General features: G+C 72.3%; 19 protein-coding genes. 6 read left to right on the top strand and 13 right to left on the bottom strand.

Annotated elements, in window-relative coordinates; all coding sequences use genetic code 11:
* Positions 1-88: 88 nt before the first annotated feature.
* Together FVE25_RS10985 and FVE25_RS10980 are read left to right on the top strand one after the other, a co-directional pair.
* Positions 89-1,168 (top strand): alkaline phosphatase family protein, encoded by a 1,080-nt coding sequence (locus tag FVE25_RS10985; protein ID WP_343046134.1) that lies wholly within the window; start codon positions 89-91, stop codon positions 1,166-1,168.
* Positions 1,165-1,992, top strand: a complete 828-nt coding sequence (locus tag FVE25_RS10980; protein ID WP_157246294.1) for a sulfurtransferase — start codon at positions 1,165-1,167, stop codon at positions 1,990-1,992. Before FVE25_RS10985 ends, FVE25_RS10980 begins: the two co-directional genes overlap by 4 nt.
* Here the strand turns inward: FVE25_RS10980 and FVE25_RS10975 are convergent.
* The 4 genes from FVE25_RS10975 to FVE25_RS10960 all read right to left on the bottom strand — a co-directional run bounded on the left by FVE25_RS10975 (position 1,920) and on the right by FVE25_RS10960 (position 6,719).
* The gene (locus FVE25_RS10975; protein WP_157246293.1) at positions 1,920-4,562 is read right to left on the bottom strand and encodes a CHAT domain-containing protein; all 2,643 of its coding nucleotides are present in this window, start codon (positions 4,560-4,562) and stop codon (positions 1,920-1,922) included. The genes FVE25_RS10980 and FVE25_RS10975 overlap by 73 nt on opposite strands.
* A 92-nt stretch (positions 4,563-4,654) precedes the next feature.
* Positions 4,655-5,101: a hypothetical protein gene (locus tag FVE25_RS10970; protein ID WP_157246292.1), complete on the bottom strand. Its 447-nt coding sequence runs from the start codon at positions 5,099-5,101 to the stop codon at positions 4,655-4,657.
* Positions 5,098-5,631: an RNA polymerase sigma factor gene (locus FVE25_RS10965; protein ID WP_157246291.1), complete on the bottom strand. Its 534-nt coding sequence runs from the start codon at positions 5,629-5,631 to the stop codon at positions 5,098-5,100. Before FVE25_RS10965 ends, FVE25_RS10970 begins: the two co-directional genes overlap by 4 nt.
* An 83-nt stretch (positions 5,632-5,714) precedes the next feature.
* Positions 5,715-6,719 (bottom strand): S8 family peptidase, encoded by a 1,005-nt coding sequence (locus FVE25_RS10960; protein WP_157246290.1) that lies wholly within the window; start codon positions 6,717-6,719, stop codon positions 5,715-5,717.
* Positions 6,720-6,895: 176 nt separating this feature from the next.
* Between FVE25_RS10960 and FVE25_RS10955 the strand changes: the two genes are divergently transcribed.
* Positions 6,896-7,390: a DUF3145 domain-containing protein gene (locus FVE25_RS10955; RefSeq protein ID WP_181019527.1), complete on the top strand. Its 495-nt coding sequence runs from the start codon at positions 6,896-6,898 to the stop codon at positions 7,388-7,390.
* A 180-nt stretch (positions 7,391-7,570) separates the two neighbouring features.
* Here the strand turns inward: FVE25_RS10955 and FVE25_RS10950 are convergent, their stop codons facing one another.
* Complete coding sequence (locus FVE25_RS10950) at positions 7,571-7,891, bottom strand: hypothetical protein (RefSeq protein ID WP_157246289.1); 321 nt, start codon at positions 7,889-7,891, stop codon at positions 7,571-7,573.
* A 240-nt stretch (positions 7,892-8,131) separates the two neighbouring features.
* On the opposite strand from FVE25_RS10950, the gene FVE25_RS10945 reads away from it, so the two are divergent.
* A complete protein-coding gene (locus FVE25_RS10945; RefSeq protein ID WP_157246288.1) occupies positions 8,132-9,448 on the top strand; it encodes a hypothetical protein in 1,317 nt (438 codons plus the stop codon).
* Entirely contained in the window at positions 9,445-10,245 is an 801-nt protein-coding gene (locus FVE25_RS10940; protein WP_157246287.1) for a substrate-binding periplasmic protein, read from the top strand. Before FVE25_RS10945 ends, FVE25_RS10940 begins: the two co-directional genes overlap by 4 nt.
* On the opposite strand, the gene FVE25_RS10935 is transcribed toward FVE25_RS10940, so the two are convergent.
* Positions 10,242-11,246: an ABC transporter substrate-binding protein gene (locus tag FVE25_RS10935; RefSeq protein WP_157246286.1), complete on the bottom strand. Its 1,005-nt coding sequence runs from the start codon at positions 11,244-11,246 to the stop codon at positions 10,242-10,244. The genes FVE25_RS10940 and FVE25_RS10935 overlap by 4 nt on opposite strands.
* 116 nt (positions 11,247-11,362) lie before the next feature.
* Here FVE25_RS10935 and FVE25_RS10930 point away from each other — a divergent pair, with 116 nt between their 5' ends.
* Positions 11,363-12,361, top strand: a complete 999-nt coding sequence (locus tag FVE25_RS10930) for a hypothetical protein (RefSeq protein ID WP_157246285.1) — start codon at positions 11,363-11,365, stop codon at positions 12,359-12,361.
* A 47-nt stretch (positions 12,362-12,408) separates the two neighbouring features.
* On the opposite strand, the gene FVE25_RS10925 is transcribed toward FVE25_RS10930, so the two are convergent.
* The 7 genes from FVE25_RS10925 to FVE25_RS10895 all read right to left on the bottom strand — a co-directional run bounded on the left by FVE25_RS10925 (position 12,409) and on the right by FVE25_RS10895 (position 19,016).
* Positions 12,409-13,833, bottom strand: a complete 1,425-nt coding sequence (locus FVE25_RS10925; protein ID WP_157246284.1) for an acyl-CoA carboxylase subunit beta — start codon at positions 13,831-13,833, stop codon at positions 12,409-12,411.
* A gap of 11 nt (positions 13,834-13,844) precedes the next feature.
* The gene (fabF, locus tag FVE25_RS10920) at positions 13,845-15,077 is read right to left on the bottom strand and encodes a beta-ketoacyl-ACP synthase II (protein ID WP_157246283.1); all 1,233 of its coding nucleotides are present in this window, start codon (positions 15,075-15,077) and stop codon (positions 13,845-13,847) included.
* Between the two features lie 41 nt (positions 15,078-15,118).
* The gene (locus tag FVE25_RS10915; RefSeq protein WP_157246282.1) at positions 15,119-15,355 is read right to left on the bottom strand and encodes an acyl carrier protein; all 237 of its coding nucleotides are present in this window, start codon (positions 15,353-15,355) and stop codon (positions 15,119-15,121) included.
* An 87-nt stretch (positions 15,356-15,442) separates the two neighbouring features.
* A complete protein-coding gene (locus FVE25_RS10910) occupies positions 15,443-16,399 on the bottom strand; it encodes a beta-ketoacyl-ACP synthase III (protein WP_157246281.1) in 957 nt (318 codons plus the stop codon).
* Positions 16,396-17,292, bottom strand: coding sequence for an ACP S-malonyltransferase (locus FVE25_RS10905; protein ID WP_157246280.1), 897 nt, complete (start codon positions 17,290-17,292; stop codon positions 16,396-16,398). The genes FVE25_RS10910 and FVE25_RS10905 overlap by 4 nt, the downstream gene beginning before the upstream one ends.
* A gap of 103 nt (positions 17,293-17,395) precedes the next feature.
* Positions 17,396-18,520: a PucR family transcriptional regulator gene (locus tag FVE25_RS10900; RefSeq protein ID WP_157246639.1), complete on the bottom strand. Its 1,125-nt coding sequence runs from the start codon at positions 18,518-18,520 to the stop codon at positions 17,396-17,398.
* Between the two features lie 64 nt (positions 18,521-18,584).
* A complete protein-coding gene (locus FVE25_RS10895) occupies positions 18,585-19,016 on the bottom strand; it encodes a DUF350 domain-containing protein (RefSeq protein WP_157246279.1) in 432 nt (143 codons plus the stop codon).
* Position 19,017 lies beyond the last annotated feature (1 nt).

The following is a 19,017-nucleotide window of genomic DNA, read 5'->3' as shown; positions in this document are numbered from 1 at the left end:
GCAATAAAGATGAAATAGCGGCAGTTACTAGGATCTGGGGATGAATCTGGAGACTGGGCCAACAGTGCCCGGGTATGGCGGATCATCATTGCCGGATCTGCCGCCATCGCTGCTGGCCGCGCTCGGCGTGGGCGACGGCAACGTGCTCGGCCTGGAGCCGGCCCGCAGCGTCTGCCTGTTCCTCGTCGACGGCCTGGGCGCCGAGCTGCTCGCCGCGCACCCCGAGGCCGCGCCGTTCCTGTCCGCCGCCACCCGCAGGGTGCTGACGGCCGGGTTCCCCGCCACCACGGTCACCAGCCTGACCTCCCTGGGCACGGGCCTGACCCCGGGCGAGCACGGCATGCTCGGCCTGATGCTGGCCGTGCCCGGAGCCGGCCACCTCTTCAACTGCCTGCGCTGGACGCTCCCCGGCGAGCAGGTCATGGACCCGCTGGCCTGGCAACCGGCGGACACGGTCTACCAGCGGGCCGCCACCGCCGGCGTCACGTGCAGCTACGTGGCGCCCCGGCAGTACGAGGGCTCGGGACTGACCGAGGCCGTCTACCGCGGCAAGCGCTACCTCGGGGCCGACACCGTCGACGAGCGGATCGAGGCGGCCGCGGCCGCGCTGGCCGAGCCCCGCTCCTACGTCACCGTCTACTACGCCGACCTGGACGCCATGGGACACCTCACCGGCTGGGGCAGCCCGGAATGGCTCGGCCAGCTCGCCGTCGTCGACCAGATGGCCGAACGCCTGGCCGCCGCGCTGCCCCCGGGCGGCGCGCTCTACGTGACGGCCGACCACGGCATGGTCAACGCGGGCGAGAAGATCGAGGCCGACCAGCTGCCGGAGCTGACCGCGGGCGTGGCCATGCTCGGCGGAGAATCCCGGGCCCGGCACGTCTACGCGGAACCGGGTGCGGCGGAGGCGGTCCTGGAGGCGTGGCGTGAGACCCTTGCCGGGCGGGCATGGGTGGTGTCCAGGCAGGACGCCGTCGACGCCGGCTGGTTCGGGCCGAAGGTCAAGAAGGAGTGGCTTGCCCGCATCGGTGATGTGGTGGCCGTGCCGTACACCGATCTGGCGCTCGTCCACACCGCGCACAAGCTGGAGGCGACCTTCACCGGTTACCACGGCTCGCTGACCACGGCAGAGCAACTCGTTCCCCTTCTGGAGGTAACCAGCAGATGAGCCCGCTCATCACCCCGGCCGAGCTGGCCGAGCTCGGCGGCACCGTGACCCTGCTGGACGTGCGCGGCGGGATCAGCGGGCCGCCCGGCATCGACCGCTATCGCGAGGGCCACCTGCCCGGCGCGATCTTCTGCGACCTGGACGCCGACCTCGCCGCCACGCCCGGCGCCGCGGGCCGCCACCCGCTGCCCACGGCCGAGCACTTCCAGGCGGCGATGCGCCGGCTGGGCGTCAGCCGCGGCAGGACCGTCGTGGTCTACGACGACGCCGGCGCCACGATCGCCGCCCGCGCCTGGTGGACGCTGCGCTACTACGGCCACCACGAGGTCAAGGTGCTCGACGGCGGGCTGCCTGCCTGGTCGGCCCTGGGCCTGCCCGTCGTCAAGGACGAGCCCGTCGTCACCCCCGGCGACTTCACCGCCGTCCCGGGCGGCATGCCGGTGCTCGACGCCGACGAGGCGGCCGCCCTGGCCACCGCCGGCGTCCTGCTCGACGCCCGCTCCGGCGAGCGCTACCGCGGCGAGACCGAGCCCGTCGACCCGGTCGCCGGCCATGTGCCGGGGGCGGTCAGCGCGCCCACCACCGAGAACGTCGGCCAGGACGGCCGCTTCCACCCGGCCACCGGCCTGCGGGAGCGCTTCACCGCGCTGGGCGTGGCCGACGGGGTGCCCACCGGCGCCTACTGCGGCTCCGGCGTCACCGCCGCCCACGAGGTGCTCGCCCTGGAACTGGCCGGATTCCCCGCCGCCCTCTACGTCGGCTCCTGGTCCAACTGGGTGGCCGACCCCTCGCGCCCGGTGGCCACCGGCTCGCCGAGGGGATGATCGCCGGCCCCGAAGCAGGCGAAGCCCAGCACTCCGGTCTTGGCGGTGGCCTCGGCCAGCGCCCGGGCCGGACTGTGCCCGATGGCCAGCAACGCGTGGAAACAGGACATCAGCGCCGCGGCCTCCTCATCGCGCACCGGCACCATCCCGGCCACCACGCAGGCCGTGCCCTGCGCGAGGAACGTGCCCGCCAGCCCGAGCGGCGCGCCTTCGCACGGCACCCGCGACATCCCGGCGTCACAGGCCGACAACACCACCAGCCGTGCCGGCCGCGGCACGCCCAGCAGGTCGTAGGCCATCAGCGGCCCGTCGGCCAGCGTGATCCCCGACAGCAGCGGGCTGCGCGAGTGGAACACCCCGTGCGCGGCCAGATGGAGGACGTCCACCTCGCCCAGCGCCTTCAGCACCGGCGCCACCCGCCCCTCGACCTCCCGCGCCCCCGGATGGCAGGCCAGCACCTGCCGTACCTCCTCCGGCGCGCACTCCAGATCGGGCCCCGACGCGGCGGCCACCACCGGCATCGCGGCGCCCATGACCGCGCGGGCTCGCAGCCACGCCAGCGCCCCCGCCGCCACCGTCACCGGCCGCTCCCTCAGGTACGGCAGCGCCGACCAGGGCAGCGTGTGCAGGGGACCCGACGGGATCACGACCAGCGGCCGATCGCCGATCCAGGCGGCCAGCGGCAGGAACAACATCCGGTCCAGGTCACTCCCGCACAGCGCGACCTCCCCGCCGGCGCCCGGGCAGTCGCCGAGCGCCGCCCGCCGCATGGCGTACCGCAGCCGCACGACCGCCTCGCCCAGCGTGGACACCTCGCACATCCGCCGCACCCGGACCCGGCCGGCGGTCAGCACCACGGCCAGCAGGCTGCCGCGATCGATCACGAACTCCACCAGCGCCGTCGCGCCGAGCGCGGCCCGGACCCGCTGCTCCAGCAACCCCGGAGCCTCATCGGCCCACGGCTCGGATGCGCCGGGCCGTACCGGGGAGGACTGAATCCGGCCGGTCACCGAACGCCAGTGCTCGCTCCACTCGAACACCTCCTCCGCCCGCCCGCCGCGCACCGCCAGCGAGAGCCCGAAGGCGGCCAGCCGCTCGCCCGCGCGGGCGGCGTGGGCGCGCAGCGCGGGGTCGTCGAGCGGTTCGACCTGCTGGCCCAGCTCGGCCAGCCCGTCGCGGACCGCGCGGAACGCGCCCGTCTGGTCCTCCTGCAACGCCGCCTCCAGGGCCATCGCGTGCTGTCGGATGAGCGGGGGCGTGGCCGAGGTCTGGGCCAGGTGGGCGGCCTGCGCCTTGGAGGCCAGCGGGATGCCCGCCGGCGGCGGCACCTTCCTGCTGGCCGCCGTCAGCCGGCTGAGCAGCTTCGAGGCGGTCGGATGGCAGTCGATCGACAACGCCGCCTCCGCCGCCGTCAGCCGCAGCGACGCCGCCGCCGCGGCGCACGCCGGGCCGTTCTCCAGGTCGTCGGCGCAGCCGATCAGCTCACGCACCAGTGCGGCGTTGACCGGCCCGATCGCCAGCGCAGCCCGCAACCGCACCTCCCTGGCCAGCGGCAGCCACGTCTCGCGATCCTGCGCCGCCAGCTCCCGCTCGGCGCGCTCGGCCACCTCCACCGCCCGGCGCGGGTCACCGGTCAGCAGTTCCACCTGCGCCAGCTTCAGCCGGGCCTCGGCCAGCGCGGCCATCGCCCCGGCCGCTTCGAGATCGGGTACGGCGAGGCTCAGCAGCGCCCTGGCCTCCCCGGGCAGGTGGGCGGCGAGCAGGGCGCCGGCGAAGTCGGCCCGCATCGTGGCCAGGCGTTCCGGGAACCCGAACAGGGTGTCCTCGGCCGCCCGGTAGTGGACGAACGCGGCGGCCAGGTCGCCTCGCCGTACCGCGAGGAAGGGCAGGTTGGCGGCGGCCAGGCGGGACAGGTGGGCCAGCCCGGCGGCGCGCGAGATCTCCAGGCACGCGGAGATGTCCTCGGTGGCGCGATGCCAGTCGCCGCGGTAGGCGCGCACGAGGCCGCGGTTGAGCAGCCCTCCGGCCAGGAACCTGCGGTCGTCGATGGTGCCGGGGGCGCCGGCCAGCGTTTCGAGGGAGCGGTCGCAGGCGGCGATGGCCTCTTGGTAGCGGCCGAGGTGGGCCAGGGCGACGGCCCGCTGGGTGTCGAGCTTGGCCCGGTCGAGCGGGCTCAGGTAGGCCCAGGCCAGGGCGGCCACGCGCAGTGCCTGGAGGGGATGGCCGCGTTCGGTCCTGACGGTGACGAGGGAGAGCCTGGCCTGCGCGATCCGCTGCGCCGGCGCGCCGGGGGTGGCGATGGCCTTGCGCAGGTGGTGCTCGGCCGCCTGAAGGTCGCCGAGCTCACGGGCGGACAGGCCCATGGCGCGCAGGGCGACGACGACGGCCTCCATCGCGCCGGCGTGCTGGGCCGAGACCAGCACGAGGCGGCCGGCGGCCAGCGCCTGCTCGGGGTCGACCACGGATCGGGAGACCGCGGCCTCGGCGGCGGCCAGCAGCGCGGCCGGGTCGGTGCTCTGGTGGTGGGAGGCGGATGACAGGGGGCCTGGTGGGTTCGGGTCTGGATGCACGGGGGCTGAGGACTCGCTGTCGGGCGGTAATGAGGCGGCCGGTCGCGGGACGGCGGGTCCACCGTCCCTGCGGGCAACACGGCCGCTCGGGGTCACGGGCGGATTCGCAGCCACCTCGTCGCCACGGGCGGCTTGCCCGGGCGATGGCAGACCACGTTGAACCAGCCGGGTGGCATGCCGGTGACGGCGAACTGTCCCGTGCCGGCCAGCCTGCGGTTCATGGTCATGTGCGGAGTCCGTACGTCTACGTGACTGCCTTCGCCCGGATACGGCAGGATCTGCCCGGCCACATCGATGAGTCCGTCGTTCACGGTGAACTCCAGGTCGAAGGCGAAGTCGTCGGTCGCGAATCGGATGGTGTGCGGACCTGGCACCCCTCGCACGTTCCGCATGGTGACGCACTCGACGGTGGCCGCGGTCACCACGTGGGGAACCCGCAGCGAGTACGCCTCGCGTGCGGCCTCCGACACGTGCGCGGGAACGGCGTCGTTCCCCGCGGCGAGCCGTATCGCCGCCAGGAGGTAGTCCTCGTTGCTCATTGCACCGTCTCCTCTGGTGAGATCAGGGTGCGCAGTTTGCTCAGGCAGCGGATCTTGCTAGGCCCGATGCTGCCCAAGGGGACTCCCAGGTGGACCGCGAGTTGCCGGTTGCCCACCTGATGGGCCGACAGGGTGAGCAGGGTGCGGCACGGCTCGTGGAGGGTGGCGATCGCCTGCCAGAGCAGGCGGTGATCGTCGGCCTCCAGGACGGCCGCCGCCGGATCGTGCTCCTCCATCGGCGGTGGTGGTAGCGGGACCGGCTCCTTGCGGAGGATGTGCAGCGCTTCGCGCCGGGCCGTCGTGGCCAGCCAGGCGCCCAGTCCGTCGGGGTTCTTGATGCGGTGCAGATTTTCCAGAAGGCGAAGCCAGGCGCCCTGGACCGCGTCCGCGGCGTCACTCTCGTCGAGCCCGCAGGTGCGAACGACGGACCACATACGCGGAGTGAACCTGGCTACCAGGACGTCCCAGGCGGGCCGGTCGCCGCCCGCGGCTGCTGCCAGCACGTCCGCCGTGGCGCGCGGATCGCTCATACGGCCTCCTTCCGCCCGGCTCGCCGGGTCACGAAAGACCCTCATGTTGCCCTTCGTAATGACCTGAGGACTGAGCGTAAACTCTACAGAATCGCGGGAACCACCACGCCCAGATCGGGAATTTGCCGGTCCCCGGCCAAGATTTGACCCGCCGCCTCCCTGGCCGGCATCTCCCGTGCCAGCTCCGCCACCGCCCCCGCCACCAGGGCCGTGGCGAAGGACGTGCCGCTCCACGTGGCGTATCCGCCGAACCCGGGGAAGCTGCTGGCCAGCCATTCGCCGCGGGCCCAGGCGTCCACCCACGGGCCGTGGGCCGAGAACGGCGCCCGCCGCTCCTCGCCGGGGTCGAGCGCGCCGACGCCGATCACCGACGGCAGCGCCGCGGGCCAGAAGGGCCGGTCGGCGGCGGTGTTCCCGGCACAGGCGACCGCCACCGCCTCCGGCATCGCCCCCAGCGCGTCGGCGAGCATCGGCGGCGGCTGGTCGTCGAAGGTGTGGCCGCCGAACGACAGGTTGAGCACGTGCACCTCCCGGCCCGCCGCGCGCATCCGGTACAGGGCGCGCACGATCCCCGCCTCGTCGCCCACGCCCTCGCCGTCCAGGACCCTGGCCACCCTGATGGTCACCCCCGGCGCGCGGCGCAGCAGCAGCCCGGCGATGAACGTCCCATGCCCCGCCTGGCCGCCCTCGCTCGCGTCGGCCGCCTCCTTGCCCAGCTCGCCGTACCACTCACTGCGCTCCCACCACGGGTGGGCGGCCACGCCGGTGTCCAGGAGCCCCACCGCGACCGGCGAGCGCTCCCCGCCCGGCCGGAACGGCACCGGCTCGGCCGGGAAGGGCCGCGAGGCCGGTCCGCCGAAGAACAACGGCTGCCCGGAGAAGACGTGATTGGGGGAGGCGCGGTGTCCTTTGCCGCGCAACTCCAGGGCCAGCTCGCACGGATCCACCCCCGGTGTCAAGCGGACGGCGCACACCCCGTCCGCCTCGGCCAGCGCCTGCGTCCACCGCGACACGGCCGTGGCCGCGCTGCGATCCACAAGGAGCTGACCTGGCCGGATGAGAGCCTGCCCGGCAGATTGCATGTCCATGAGCGGGTATCTTTCCGCGTCGCGCTACACGTCACGTGCCACAGCCGCAACAACTTGGTATGGCCCTGCTCTGGTGCCCGATAGCGACCGACGGTAGTCTCTCCCTAGTCACTTGTGATCATCCTGGGGCCGAGGCCGTTGGGGAAGGCGCACCTCGTACCGAAACGGGAGGTCCGGTGTCTGCTCGTGGCGTGCTGTACGTCCACTCGGCTCAGCCTGCGCTGTGCCCGCATATTGAATGGGCGGTCGCGGGTGTCCTCGGCGTGCCCGTAGACCTGACGTGGACGCCGCAACCCGCCGCGCCCAATGTCGTGCGCGCCCAGGCGGAGTGGGAAGGCCCTCCCGGCATCGCGGCGGCCATCGCCTCCTCGCTCATGGGCTGGCAACGCCTGCGCTTCGAGGTCACCGAGGACGCCTCGCCCGGCATCGACGGCTCCCGCCACGCCTACACCCCGACGCTCGGCGCCTTCACCGCGGTGATCGGCGCGGCGGGCGACATCATGATCCCCGAGGACCGGCTGCGCACGGCCATGCTGAAGTCCGCCCAGGGCCGCGCCATCCTGGAGGAGGAGCTCGACCTCATGCTCGGCCGCCCCTGGGACGAGGAGCTCGAGCCGTTCCGTTACGCCGGCGACGGAGCCCCGGTGCGCTGGCTGCACGCCGCCGTCTAGCGCCCGGCTGAGATCGCCGGGAAGGGCCGGCCGGGAGCGGGCCATCACCGGTGTCCGCAAGCCCCGGGGAGAGAGACCCTTGCATGACCATGGTCCTTGACGGAGCGATCGCCGATTCCGAGCGCTTCTCCGTCGCTTTCGACACCCATGACGAGGAAATACGCCGCGGCCAGGGGCGGCCTAAGGCCCTGGCCGTACGGCATCGCCACCAACCCCATCGGCCGGCACCGGCGGGCCGAGCTGCGTCGATACCGGGCACTGCCCAGATCGGGGCCGCCCGCCGCCGCCGAAGGTCATGACCAGCGGGTGGCCGATCAGGTCTCGGCGCGGATGACCGTACGCGAACTGCCGGCCGCACTGGCCACGCCGCGACGGCGGCCGCCCGCGCCAGGATGCCGGGCAGCGCCCGCGGCGGCGCCGGGTGGCGGCCTGGCCCACGATGGCGCTCGCGGCGGCGGCGGTCAGCGCCGTGATGGCCGGCGGCTTCGTGGCGTTGCCCATGCTCCGGGGGACCGGAGCCGAGACGGCCGCGGTGCCGGGTCCGCGCGCGGTGCTCGGCTGGCCGCCCAGCCCCCGGCCAAGGCGCCTGGTGGCGGCGCGACATGACGCGCGTGCTGCGTGCTGCCCCTCTAGACAGGAGCATCAGGCACTTGCGGATCCGCGGCGCCCGCGGCAATGATCGATCTCCCAGCCCGAGCCGATCCCGGGAGCCGCGGTGCACCCCCACGATCCGAGCAGCCCATGACACCGCCCGCTTCCCGGAGGAGGCCGGTCTTCGAGCGGCTGCGCACGCTGGCCGGCCTGTCCCTCCTCGCCCTGGTGCTGCTGCTGGCCGCGGTCCTGGCCGGCGCCGCCGGCACCGGGACCAGCCTGCGCACCATTGGGCACGACGCCGGCCCGCAGGTCCTGGCCACCACGGGCCTGCACCGGCAGATGTCGGAGATGGACGCGCTGATGGCCGAGACACTGCTGCTGGGCAGGGAGTACGGCCCGCAGCAGCAGGCCGACGTGACCACCTACGACCAGCGGCGGCTGGAGATCTCCGAGAGCCTGCTCAAGGCCTACCGGCTGGCCCTGGACAACCCCGCCGAGCAGCGCACGGTCGAGTCGCTGATCGAGGGCCTGGGTCGCTACGAACGGCTGGCCGCCCAGGCCAGGCTCCTGGACGTCCAGTCGCGGCACACCGCCGGGCAGCCGCCCGACACCGTGGTCAGGGCCTATCAGAAGGCCACCGACCTCATGCACCGCGAGCTGCTGCCCCAGGCGTACAACCTGACCCTGGAAACCGGGACGATCGTCCGGCGCGCCCACGACGCGGAGCGCTCGGCCACCGCGCTGGCCCGCGTCGCCGTCCTCGTGACGGGGCTGCTCGCGCTGGCCTGCCTGCTGGTTCTGCAGATCTACCTGACGCGCAGGTTCCGCCGGGTCTTCGCGCCCGCCCTGGTGCTGGCCACCGTGCTGACCGCCGCCGGCCTGGTGACCGGCACCGCCCTGCTCAACCAGCAGGGCCGGGCGCTGGAGGAGGCCAAGGCCCGCGGGTTCGACGCGGTGCTCACCCTGACCAGGGCGCGGGCGATCAGCAAGAGCATGTACGGCGACCAGAGCCGCTACCTGCTCGACCGCTTCCGCAAGGACACCTACGAGCACACCTTCCTGGACAAGGCGCGCACGATCGTCGCGGTCGAGTCCACGAGCCTGCCCGACTACCAGAGCAAGCTCCACGTGCGCTTCCAGGGCCTGCTCGGCACTCTGACCGGCGAGGAGCGGCAGCGGCTGTTCACCGCCTACCAGGGCTTCCAGCAGGCCGACGCCCGGATGCGGGCGATGACGGGCGAGGAGGCGATCAAGTACTGGGACGGCGAGCTCACCCAGTCCTACGAGGGCTACGACAAGGTGCTGGAGGAGCTGGTCCGGCGGCACGAGTCCGACTTCGAGCGGGCCATCGACAGCGGCGACGGCTCGCTGGAGGCGCTGTGGCGGTTCATCCCCGCGGGGCTCGCCGCCGGAGCGCTGTTCATCCTGGCCGGCGTCTGGCCCCGCCTGAGGGAGTACCGGTGAGAAGACTGCTGATCTGCCTGGTCCTGCTGGTCACCGCCTGCGGCGCCGCGCGCGCGGAGTCGCTGGTGGACAAGGATGAGCTGATCGTCGCCATCCGCTCCGACGTCCCGCTGATCAGCTTCAAGAAGCCGGACGGCGCCTACGACGGGTTCAACATCGACGTGGCCGAGGACCTCATCTCGCGGCTGGGCAAGAAGATCCGCTGGCTGGAGATCAAGGCCGGCGACCAGCTCACGGTCCTCACCGGCGGCCGGGCCGACCTGGTCTTCGCCCACATGTCGGTCACTCCCGAGCGGAAGAAGGTGATCGACTTCGCCGGGCCGTACCACGTGGACTTTCAGGACATCGCGGTACGGCCGGCCGACAAGGGCGCCATCCGCGACGTCCGCGACCTGGAGGGACGCAAGATCTGCTGGGTGCGCGGCACCAACATCGCCCAGCGGATCGTCGACGAGCGGCAGGTCAAGGCGATCCCCGTGCCCGCCGACGACTACAGCGCCTGCCTGGAGATGATCAAGGACGGGCGGATCGACGCCATCTCCACCAACAGCCAGATCCTGGCCGGGCTGCTCACCCGGCCCGGCGTCGACCTGCGCCTGGTCGGCGCGACGTTCAACGAGCAGCGCACCGCGATCGGCGTGCGCAAGGGCGACGTGGACGGCTGCGAGGAGCTCAACCGTGCCATCACCCAGATGTACCAGGACGGCACCGCGCACATGCTGCTGGACAAGTGGTTCGGCACGTCGGGCATCGACCTGTCGGTGGTCTCGGTGCCGCAGTTCGAGGGCTGCTCCTAGGGTTTGGCGATCGTCGCGCTGAACCGGCCGACCAGGTCCTCCTTGGCCCGGCCGGCGACCTCCACGTCGTAGGGGACCAGCTTGACCGTCGCCGGGTCGGCGGCCTTGGAGTGGGCGGGCACGTTGGCGTTGGTGGGCAGCGCGTAGAACTGCACCAGCGGCCCCAGCCGCTGGGAGGCTCCGCTCAGCGCCCAGTCCACGTATCTGCGGGCGCCGGCGGGGTTGTGCGCCCCGGCGAGTACGGCCAGCCCGCCGAGCTCGTAGCCGGTGCCCTCCTGCGGGAAGGTCACCTCGAGGTTCGGGTAGCCCTGCTGCTGGGCGGCGACGCAGTCGTGGGAGAACACGACGCCGACCGCCACCTCCTCCTTGGCCGCCTGGAGGGCGGCGACGCTGCCGGAGGAGTTGTAGCGCAGCACGTTCGGGTGGAGGTCGCGCATGTAGTCCAGGGCCGCGTTCCGGTCGTCGCCGTTGAGCTCCACCTGGGTCCACAGGGCGGTGTAGGCGGTGCCGGAGGTGGCCGGGTGGGCCAGGGCGACGCCGCCGCGCAGCCGCCGGTCCAGCAGTTCCCGCCAGGAGCGGATCGGCTTCATGCCGCGCTTGGCCAGCTCTTTGGTGTTGTTGCAGAAGGACAGCACGCCGGCGTAGATCCCGCTCCAGGTGTTCGCGCGGTCAAGCCACTCCGGCCGGATTTCCTGCGAAATTTCGGACTTGTATGGCTCCAGCAGTCCCTGATTCTTCGCGGCCACGTAGGAGTCGGCCGGGCCGCCGTGCCAGACGTCGAACTCCTGCCGCTCCCTGGCCGACTTGATCCGCTCCAGCGCCTCCCCGCTCGAAAGCCGGACGTAGTCGGCCTCCACTCCGGTCGCGTCGGAGAACCGCTTGACCATCATCGCGCACCAGCGCTCGCTCGCCCCGCACGCGACCGTGATCTTGTCCCGCCGCGGCGCCGCACACCCCGCGGCCACCAGGACCGCTACCAGCACGATGGCCAACGGCCGCATGGTCTCTCCCAACGGTGTGCCGACGTGATGCCGATCCCCATTCGACACTCCGCCGCCCGCCGCCCGCAAGCGATCACCCCTTGCCCGGCGGCGCCGTTCTGGATCATTCTCGGCAGATGAGGTGGTGGCTGGCGTTCCTGGCCTGGTGCGGCAACCGGGCGGCGACCCGCGCACTGTGGCGGCGCTGGCGCTACTGCGGCGACCCGCGCCTGTGGGAGCTGCTGCAGCGCATCGGCCTGCGGGATGACGAACTGATGCTCGCGATGGTCCTCGGCGGCCCGGAGGTGCGGGCCACCGCGCTGGCGGCCATCATCGCCCGCGGCGACCAGGACGTGATCGACCGGCTCTTCCGCCCGGACTGGGGCCATCCGGAAGCGGCGATCAAGCTGCTGCGCGAGCTGACCGCCGCCGGCCTGGCTCCCAGCGCCCCCGGCCACCGGGCCAGGGTGCTGCTGGCGCTCGGCGACTGGGACGGCTACCTGGAAGCCGGCGGGCTGGTGACCGACTACGTGCCCGGGCTCCGCTGGCCGCACGAGATCATCGTGCAACACGTGATCGCGCTGGAGGCGCAGGACGCGTTCCTCCGTGACACGCTGCGCCGCGACGATCCGGACTTCGCGACCTTCGCCGGGCTGCTCGACCGCGCCGTCCCGCTCGACCTGGTGGACGAGGCCCTGCGCAGCAGGTACCCGATGACCGTCGACCTCGCCCAGGAACGCTGCCGCACCGCCCGCGGCAAAGACCTCACGGCCCTGTGGGCACAGGCCGGCGAGCCCTGGCCCGCGCTGCTCGCCAACCCCTCCCGGCTCGACGCCGAGGCCAGCCGCAGCGCGTGGCGGCTGTGGCTGGCCGGCCCCGACGCCGATCTGACCGGCCACCTGCTGAAGCGCGGGAGCGAGGTCACCGACCCCGCCCTGGGCGACGCGACCGTGGCCGGTGAACCGGACGTGCTCCTCGAGGCCCTGGCCTCCGCGCGGACGCCCGAGCCGATCCGCGCGCTCATCCGGCGCTCGCCGGCCGTACGCGGCCACGCGGTCCACGACCTGCTGACCAGAAGAGCGCCTACGACAACCCCAAACTCTGCCGCCTGGCCAGAGCCGTCGAGGCGTGCATGACGGAAAAAGGGCCCTTCCCGTAGAGGAAGGGCCCTTCTCCGCGATCGTCAGAGCGGGATGTTGCCGTGGGCGCCGCGGGCCGGCGTGGCCTGCGCGAGCAGCTTGGCGATGGCGCCGCGGGTCTCCTCCGGCTTGATGACCTCGTCGATCACGCCGAGGTCCTGGGCCCTGCTCAGGCCGCCGGCCAGCCTCTCGTGCTCCTCGGCCAGGCGCTGCTCCAGCTCGGCCCGCTCCTCCTCGGGAACGGCGGCCAGCTCACGCCGCTTGAGGATGCGCACCGCGGCCACCGCGCCCATGACCGCCACCTGGGTGGTCGGCCAGGCGAAGACCTTGGTCGCGCCCAGGGCGCGGGAGTTCATGGCGATGTACGCGCCGCCGTACGCCTTGCGGGTCACCAGCGTCACGCGCGGGACCGACGCCTCCGCGAAGGCGTGCAGGAGCTTGGCGCCGCGGCGGACCACGCCGTCGTGCTCCTGGCCGACACCCGGCAGGTAGCCGGGGACGTCCACCAGGACGACCAGCGGGACGCCGAAGGCATCGCACATCCGGACGAACCGGGCGGCCTTCTCGGCGGAGGTCGCGTCCAGGCAGCCGCCCAGCCGCATCGGGTTGTTGGCGATGACGCCCACCGTGCGACCGCCCAGGCGGCCCAGCGTGGTGACGATGTTGGGCGCCCACTTCGGGTGCAGCTCGATGCCCTTCTCGTCCAGCAGCCCGTTGACCAGCGGCTTGACGTCGTAGGCGCGGCGCGGCGACTCGGGCAGCAGCGTGCTGAAGTCCGTCTCGCCGACCGAGGACAGGCGCACCCGGCCCTGGTGGCCCAGCAGCGAGGCGAGTTCCCTCGCCTTGACGAAGGCGTCGGTCTCGGTCTTCGTGACCACGTGCACGACGCCGCTGCGCTTGCTGTGCGGCTCGGGGCCGCCCAGGGAGGCCGCGTCCACGTCCTCGCCGGTGACGCTGCGGACCACGTCGGGCCCGGTGACGAAGATGCGGCCCTGGTCGGCCAGGATGACGATGTCGGTCAGCGCCGGGCCGTAGGCGGCGCCACCGGCGGCGGCGCCCACCACGACGGAGATCTGCGGGACCACGCCGGACGCCTTGGTCATCGCGAAGAAGACCCGGCCCACAGCGTGCAGCGACTCGACGCCTTCGGCGAGTCGCGCACCGCCGGAGTGCCAGATCCCGATGACCGGCACCCGCTCGCGGACGGCCACGTCGTAGGCGTGCACGATGTGCTCGCAGCCCTCGCTGCCCATCGCGCCGCCCTGGAAGCGGGCGTCACTGCAGAACGCGACGACGGGGACACCCTCGACGCGGCCCATGGCGGCGAGGACGCCGCTCTTGTCCTGGGGAGTGATCAACCGCAGCGAGCCCTCGTCGAGGAGCGCGGTCAGTCGGACAAAAGGATCACGAGGATCAGCGGGCTCCGCATCGGAGTCCTTCGTCACCACCCGGTTGTCCAGCACGGTCATTGAGAACTCCCTCAGTGCGATGCGAACACGACGGTCACGTTGTGGCCGCCGAATCCGAACGAGTTGTTCACCGCGGCGATGTCGCCCTCCGGGAGCGCGCGGTTCTTGCCGTGGACGAGGTCCACCTCGATGCCGTCGTCGACGTTGTCCAGGTTGATGGTGGCCGGCACGATGCGGTCCTGCAGCGCCTTGACGGTGAAGACGGACTCGATGCCGCCCGCACCGCCGAGCAGGTGCCCGGTCATCGACTTGGTCGAGGTCACCAGCGGGTGGGTGCCGATCGCCTTGGCGACCGCTTGCACCTCGCCGACGTCACCCGCCGGGGTCGAGGTGGCGTGCGCGTTGACGTGCCTGACGTCCAGCCCGCCCAGCCCCGAGTCGCCCAGGGCCATCGTCATCGCCTGGATGATGCCGCGGCCGTCGGGCTCGGGCTGGGTGATGTGGTGGGCGTCGGCGGAGTAGCCGACACCGGCGGCGTAGGCGTAGATGCGCGCGCCGCGGGCGCGGGCGTGCTCCTCGGACTCCAGGACCACGATGCCGGCGCCCTCGCCGAGCACGAACCCGTCACGGTCGCGGTCCCACGGCCGCGAAGCGCCCTGCGGGTCGTCATTGCGGGTGGACATCGCGCGGGCCGCGGCGAACGCGGCCATGTTCAGGCCGTGGATCGCCGCCTCGGTGCCGCCGGCGACCACCATGTCGGCGCGGCCGGCCCGGATCATGTCCATCGCGTACCCGATGGCCTCGGCGCCGGAGGCGCAGGCCGACACGGTCGCGTGCACACCGGCCTGGGCCTTGAGGTCGAGACCGATCCAGGCGGCGGGCCCGTTGGGCATGAGCATCGGCACGGTGAACGGCGAAAGGCGGTTCCAGCCCTTCTCCTTCCACGTGTCGTAGGCGGCCAGGGTCGTGCTGATGCCGCCGATGCCGCTGGAGACGACGACGCCGAGCCGCTCGGGCGCGACGTCGGGCGCGCCGGCGTCCTGCCAGGCTTCGCGGGCGGCCACGAGCGCGAACTGCTCGCTGCGGTCCAGCCTGCGCGCCTCCGGCCGCGGCAGCACCTCGGCTGGGTCGACGGCGGCCGTCCCCGCGAACTTCACGGGGACGTTGTCGACCCAGTCCTCGGTGAGAGTCTCCACACCAGACTGACCGGCGAGGAGCGCCGACCAGGTCGAGGTGACGTCTCCACCGACGGGCGTCGTCGCGCCGAGCCCGGTGACGACGACACGTACCCGGTTTGCACTCACGTGTTTACGCTCCTTGTCGATCAGAGGAATGCGGCCGGAACTCAGGCCTGGATGTAGGTGAGGACGTCCTTGACCGTCTTCAGGTTCTTGAGCTGGTCGTCGGGAATCTCCACACCGAACTCGTCCTGAGCGGCTACGGCGATCTCGACCATGGACAGAGAGTCGATGTCGAGGTCGTCCACGAAGTTCTTCTCGGGCGTCACTTCGGAGGCCGGAATGCCGGTGATCTCGTTGATGATCTTGCCGAGACCTTCGAGGATCTCCTGCTCGGTCGCCATGTCGCTAGTTCTCCTTCTGGGTTTTCTGGATTTTGCACGGCTCCGCCGTACAAGCCTGGTGGTGGTACGGCGGGGCCGTACCGGATCCTACGGAATCTCGATCACTTGTCCGGCATAGGTGAGCCCCGCGCCGAACCCGAGGAGCAGCGCCAGCCCGCCGGAGCGGACCTCGCCACGCTCGATCATGCGCGAGAGCGCGAGCGGGACGGACGCGGCCGAGGTGTTGCCCGCGGTCACGATGTCGCGGGCGATGACCGCGTCGTCGGCGCCGATCTTGCGGGCGATGGCCTCGATGATGCGCAGGTTGGCCTGGTGGGGGACGAACGCCGACAGCTCGGACGGGTCCACCCCGGCCCGCTCGCACGCCTCCTTGGCCACCGGGTGCAGGGCGGTGGTCGCCCAGCGGAAGACCGTCTGCCCCTCCTGGCGCAGGAAGGTGTGGCGGTCGTCGACGATGATCGCGTCGGACTTGTCGCCGGAACTGCCCCAGACGACCGGGCCGATGCGCGGCACGTCGGACGGGCCGACCACTGCGGCGCCCGCGCCGTCGGCGAAGATGACGGCGGTGGAGCGGTCGGACCAGTCGAGCCACTGCGAGAGCTTCTCCGCGCCGATCACCAGCACGTTGCGGGCGGCCCCGCCGCGGACGGCGGCGCTGGCGGCGCCCAGCGCGTAGCAGAACCCGGCGCAGGCGGCGTTGACGTCGAACGCGCCCGGCGACTGGATGCCGAGGCGGTGGGCGACGACGGCCGAGGCGTTCGGGATCTGCGACTCGAGGGTGCAGGTGGCGACGATGACGAGGTCCACGTCGTCGGCCGACAGGCCACTGGCCGCCAGGGCCTTGCCGCCGGCCTGGGTGGCCATGTCCTCGAGCGACTCGGTGGGGCCGGCGACGCGGCGCTCCTTGATGCCGACGCGCGACTGGATCCACTCGTCGGTGGTGTCGATGGTCTTGGCCAGATCGTCGTTGGTGACGATGCCGGCCGGCTGGTAGTGGCCGAAGGCCAGGATCTTGGCTCCCGGGGCGGCGTCGGGAATCCTCACTTGATCAGCTCCCTGGCGGCGTCGAGGTCGTCCGGTGTCTTCAGCGCCACGGTCCGCACACCGGGCATGCCGCGCTTGGCCAGCCCGGTCAGCGTGCCGCCGGGCAGCAGCTCGATCATCTCGGTGACACCGAGCTCGGTCATCGTGGCCATGCAGGCGTCCCAGCGGACCGGGTTGCTCACCTGGTTGATGAGCCGCTCGACGAACTCGCTACCGCTGCCGACGACCTTGCCGTCGGCGTTGGACAGGAGCTTGACCCGCGGCTCGGCCGGGGTGATCGCGGTGGCGCTCTCGCGCAGCGCGGTCACGGCCGGGGCCATGTGGACGGTGTGGAACGCGCCGGCGACCTTCAGCGGAATGAGGCGGGCGCGTGCCGGCGGCTCCTCCTTCAACGCGGCGAGCTGCTCGAGTGTTCCGCCGGCGACGATCTGACCTGCGCCGTTGGTGTTGGCGGGGGTCAGGCCGTGCCGGTCGAGGGCGGCCAGGACCTCCTGCTCGTCACCGCCCAGGACGGCGGTCATGCCGGTCTCGGTGACCGTGGCCGCCTTGGCCATGGCCTGGGCGCGCACCCGCACCAGCTCCAGCGCCTGCTCGGCGGTGACGACCCCGGCGAGGGCGGCCGCGGCCAGCTCGCCGACGCTGTGGCCGGCCAGCAGATCGGGCGTGGCGTCCAGGGCCTCGGCGGCGGCGATCGCGGTGGCCACCAGCAGCGGCTGGGCGACGGCGGTGTCCTTGATCTCGTCCTCACCGGCCGTGGTGCCGTAGGCGATGAGGTCGATGCCGGCGATGTCGGACCACGCGGCCAGCCGGTCGGCGAGGCCGGGCAGCTCAAGCCACGGGGTCACGAAGCCGGGTTTCTGGGCACCTTGGCCCGGAGCGACGAGTACAAGCACGAAATCCACCATGCCCTGTAGAGGTTCGACACGCGGATGGAGATCCGTACGAACTTTGTCCACGGGGTTTTGTAGGAACCCTACAGCGGGAGTTTCGGCCAGGTTACGTTAGGGCGCGCCAGGTTACGGAGCTCTCCGACAGGCGTCCCAGGATAAGCCCCACCTGCAGGGTGAAGGCGGAGCGGCCCTCCGTCGGCTGGTAGCCGGTCAGCTCGGTGATCTTCTTCAGCCGGTACCTGACGGTGTTGGGGTGAACGAACAGCAGCCGGGCCGTGGCCTCCAGCGACGTGCCCTGCTCCAGATAGGTGGCCAGGGTGTCGAGCAGCGGGGTGCCGGCCAGCGGCAGGTAGACGTTCTCCACGAGCTGCTGCCTGGCGTCGTCGTCGCCGTCGAGCGCGCGCTCGGCCAGCAGGTCCTCGGCGTGCACCGGGCGGGGCGCGTCCGGCCAGCCGGCGGACGCCTTCAGCCCGGCCAGCGCCGCGCTCGCCGAGCGGGCGGCGGCGTGCAGGTCGGGCACCTCGGGCCCGATGACGATCGGCCCCTGGCCGAAGCGGGGCACGACCTGCTTGGCCGCCTCGTTGACGCTCTCGGCGCCGCCGACGATCACGATCAGCCGGTCGGCCTGGACGCCGGCCAGCAGATCCATGCCGATGCGCCGGCCCTTGTCGCGCAGCCCGTCGATCACCGCCCGGGGGTCGCCCTCCGGAGCGTGCCCGGCGACCACGACGACGGGGGAGGAGGTCCAGCCCAGCGCGGCGGCCCAGGAGTGCAGGCCGTCGTCCACCTCGCCGCGCACCAGGGCGTCGACGATCAGCGCCTCCAGGCGGGAGTCCCAGGAGCCGCGGGCCTCGGCCTCGCGGGCGTAGACATGGGCGGCGGCGAAGGCCACGTCGCGGGTGTAGCGCAGCATGGCCTGCTGGAGCTGGTCCTCGCCGCCGGGGGCGGCCAGCTGGTCGGTCTGCGTCTCGACGACCTCGACCACGGCCCGGATGATGTCCACGGTCTGCTGGAGGCTGATGACCCGCTTCAGCTCGCGCGGCGCCGTACCGAAGAACTCGATGCTGGGCGTCGGGCGCTTCTCGTCGGCGTGCTGGAACCACTCCACGAAGGCGGCGATGCCGGCCTGCGCCACCAGGCCGACCCAGGAGCGGTCTTCGGCGCTGAGCGCGCGGAACCAGGGCAGCCGATCGTCCATGCGCGCCATGGCCGCGGTGCCGAGCGCGCCCATCGCGCGCTCCAGCCGCCGTGTGGTGTCTTCCCGGGTGGTCACCCTTCTAGGGTGCCAGGTCGGTTCAGATGACCGCGACGGCGGTGATCAGGCCGATCGCCAGATGGGTGACGGCCAGCAGGCGGGTGCCGGGCTGCAGCTCCGGCTCCTTGACCAGCTCACGCACGGAGATGCCGACGATCCGGTCGAAGACGAGCATCGCGACGGTCTGTACGGCGATGCCGACGAGACCGAAGACCGCCGTCTGGGCCAGGCCGTCCAGGAGCGCTCCGCCGGAGGACCAGATGGAGGCGGTGACGATGAGGCCGACGGCGGCCAGGCCGGAGGTGGTCAGGAGGGTGGCGTTGGGGTTGCGGTCGGTCTTGATGATCTGGCTGAGCTTGCCGGGGATGGCCAGGTCGATGACGTAGAAGCCGATGATCATCAGGATGACGCCGAGGGCGGCGTAGGAGGCGATGTATCCGGCGCCGCGGACCAGGGTTTCGAGGAGGGTCACG

This window comes from Nonomuraea typhae, from assembly GCF_009760925.1.
Classification (GTDB): domain Bacteria; phylum Actinomycetota; class Actinomycetes; order Streptosporangiales; family Streptosporangiaceae; genus Nonomuraea; species Nonomuraea typhae.
The sequence above is the reverse complement of the archived record's forward strand: the minus strand, read 5'-3'. Positions and strand labels throughout refer to the sequence as shown.

What these genes read in the sequence shown, in the direction of transcription:
- FVE25_RS10980 (WP_157246294.1), top strand. Translation starts at nt 1,165, where the DNA reads ATGAGCCCGCTCATCACCCCGGCCGAGCTGGCCGAGCTCGGCGGCACC.
- FVE25_RS10970 (WP_157246292.1), bottom strand. Translation starts at nt 5,101, where the DNA reads ATGAGCAACGAGGACTACCTCCTGGCGGCGATACGGCTCGCCGCGGGG.
- FVE25_RS10965 (WP_157246291.1), bottom strand. Translation starts at nt 5,631, where the DNA reads ATGAGCGATCCGCGCGCCACGGCGGACGTGCTGGCAGCAGCCGCGGGC.
- FVE25_RS10960 (WP_157246290.1), bottom strand. Translation starts at nt 6,719, where the DNA reads ATGGACATGCAATCTGCCGGGCAGGCTCTCATCCGGCCAGGTCAGCTC.
- FVE25_RS10950 (WP_157246289.1), bottom strand. Translation starts at nt 7,891, where the DNA reads ATGGGCAACGCCACGAAGCCGCCGGCCATCACGGCGCTGACCGCCGCC.
- FVE25_RS10945 (WP_157246288.1), top strand. Translation starts at nt 8,132, where the DNA reads ATGACACCGCCCGCTTCCCGGAGGAGGCCGGTCTTCGAGCGGCTGCGC.
- FVE25_RS10935 (WP_157246286.1), bottom strand. Translation starts at nt 11,246, where the DNA reads ATGCGGCCGTTGGCCATCGTGCTGGTAGCGGTCCTGGTGGCCGCGGGG.
- FVE25_RS10930 (WP_157246285.1), top strand. Translation starts at nt 11,363, where the DNA reads ATGAGGTGGTGGCTGGCGTTCCTGGCCTGGTGCGGCAACCGGGCGGCG.
- FVE25_RS10925 (WP_157246284.1), bottom strand. Translation starts at nt 13,833, where the DNA reads ATGACCGTGCTGGACAACCGGGTGGTGACGAAGGACTCCGATGCGGAG.
- FVE25_RS10915 (WP_157246282.1), bottom strand. Translation starts at nt 15,355, where the DNA reads ATGGCGACCGAGCAGGAGATCCTCGAAGGTCTCGGCAAGATCATCAAC.
- FVE25_RS10900 (WP_157246639.1), bottom strand. Translation starts at nt 18,520, where the DNA reads ATGGGCGCGCTCGGCACCGCGGCCATGGCGCGCATGGACGATCGGCTG.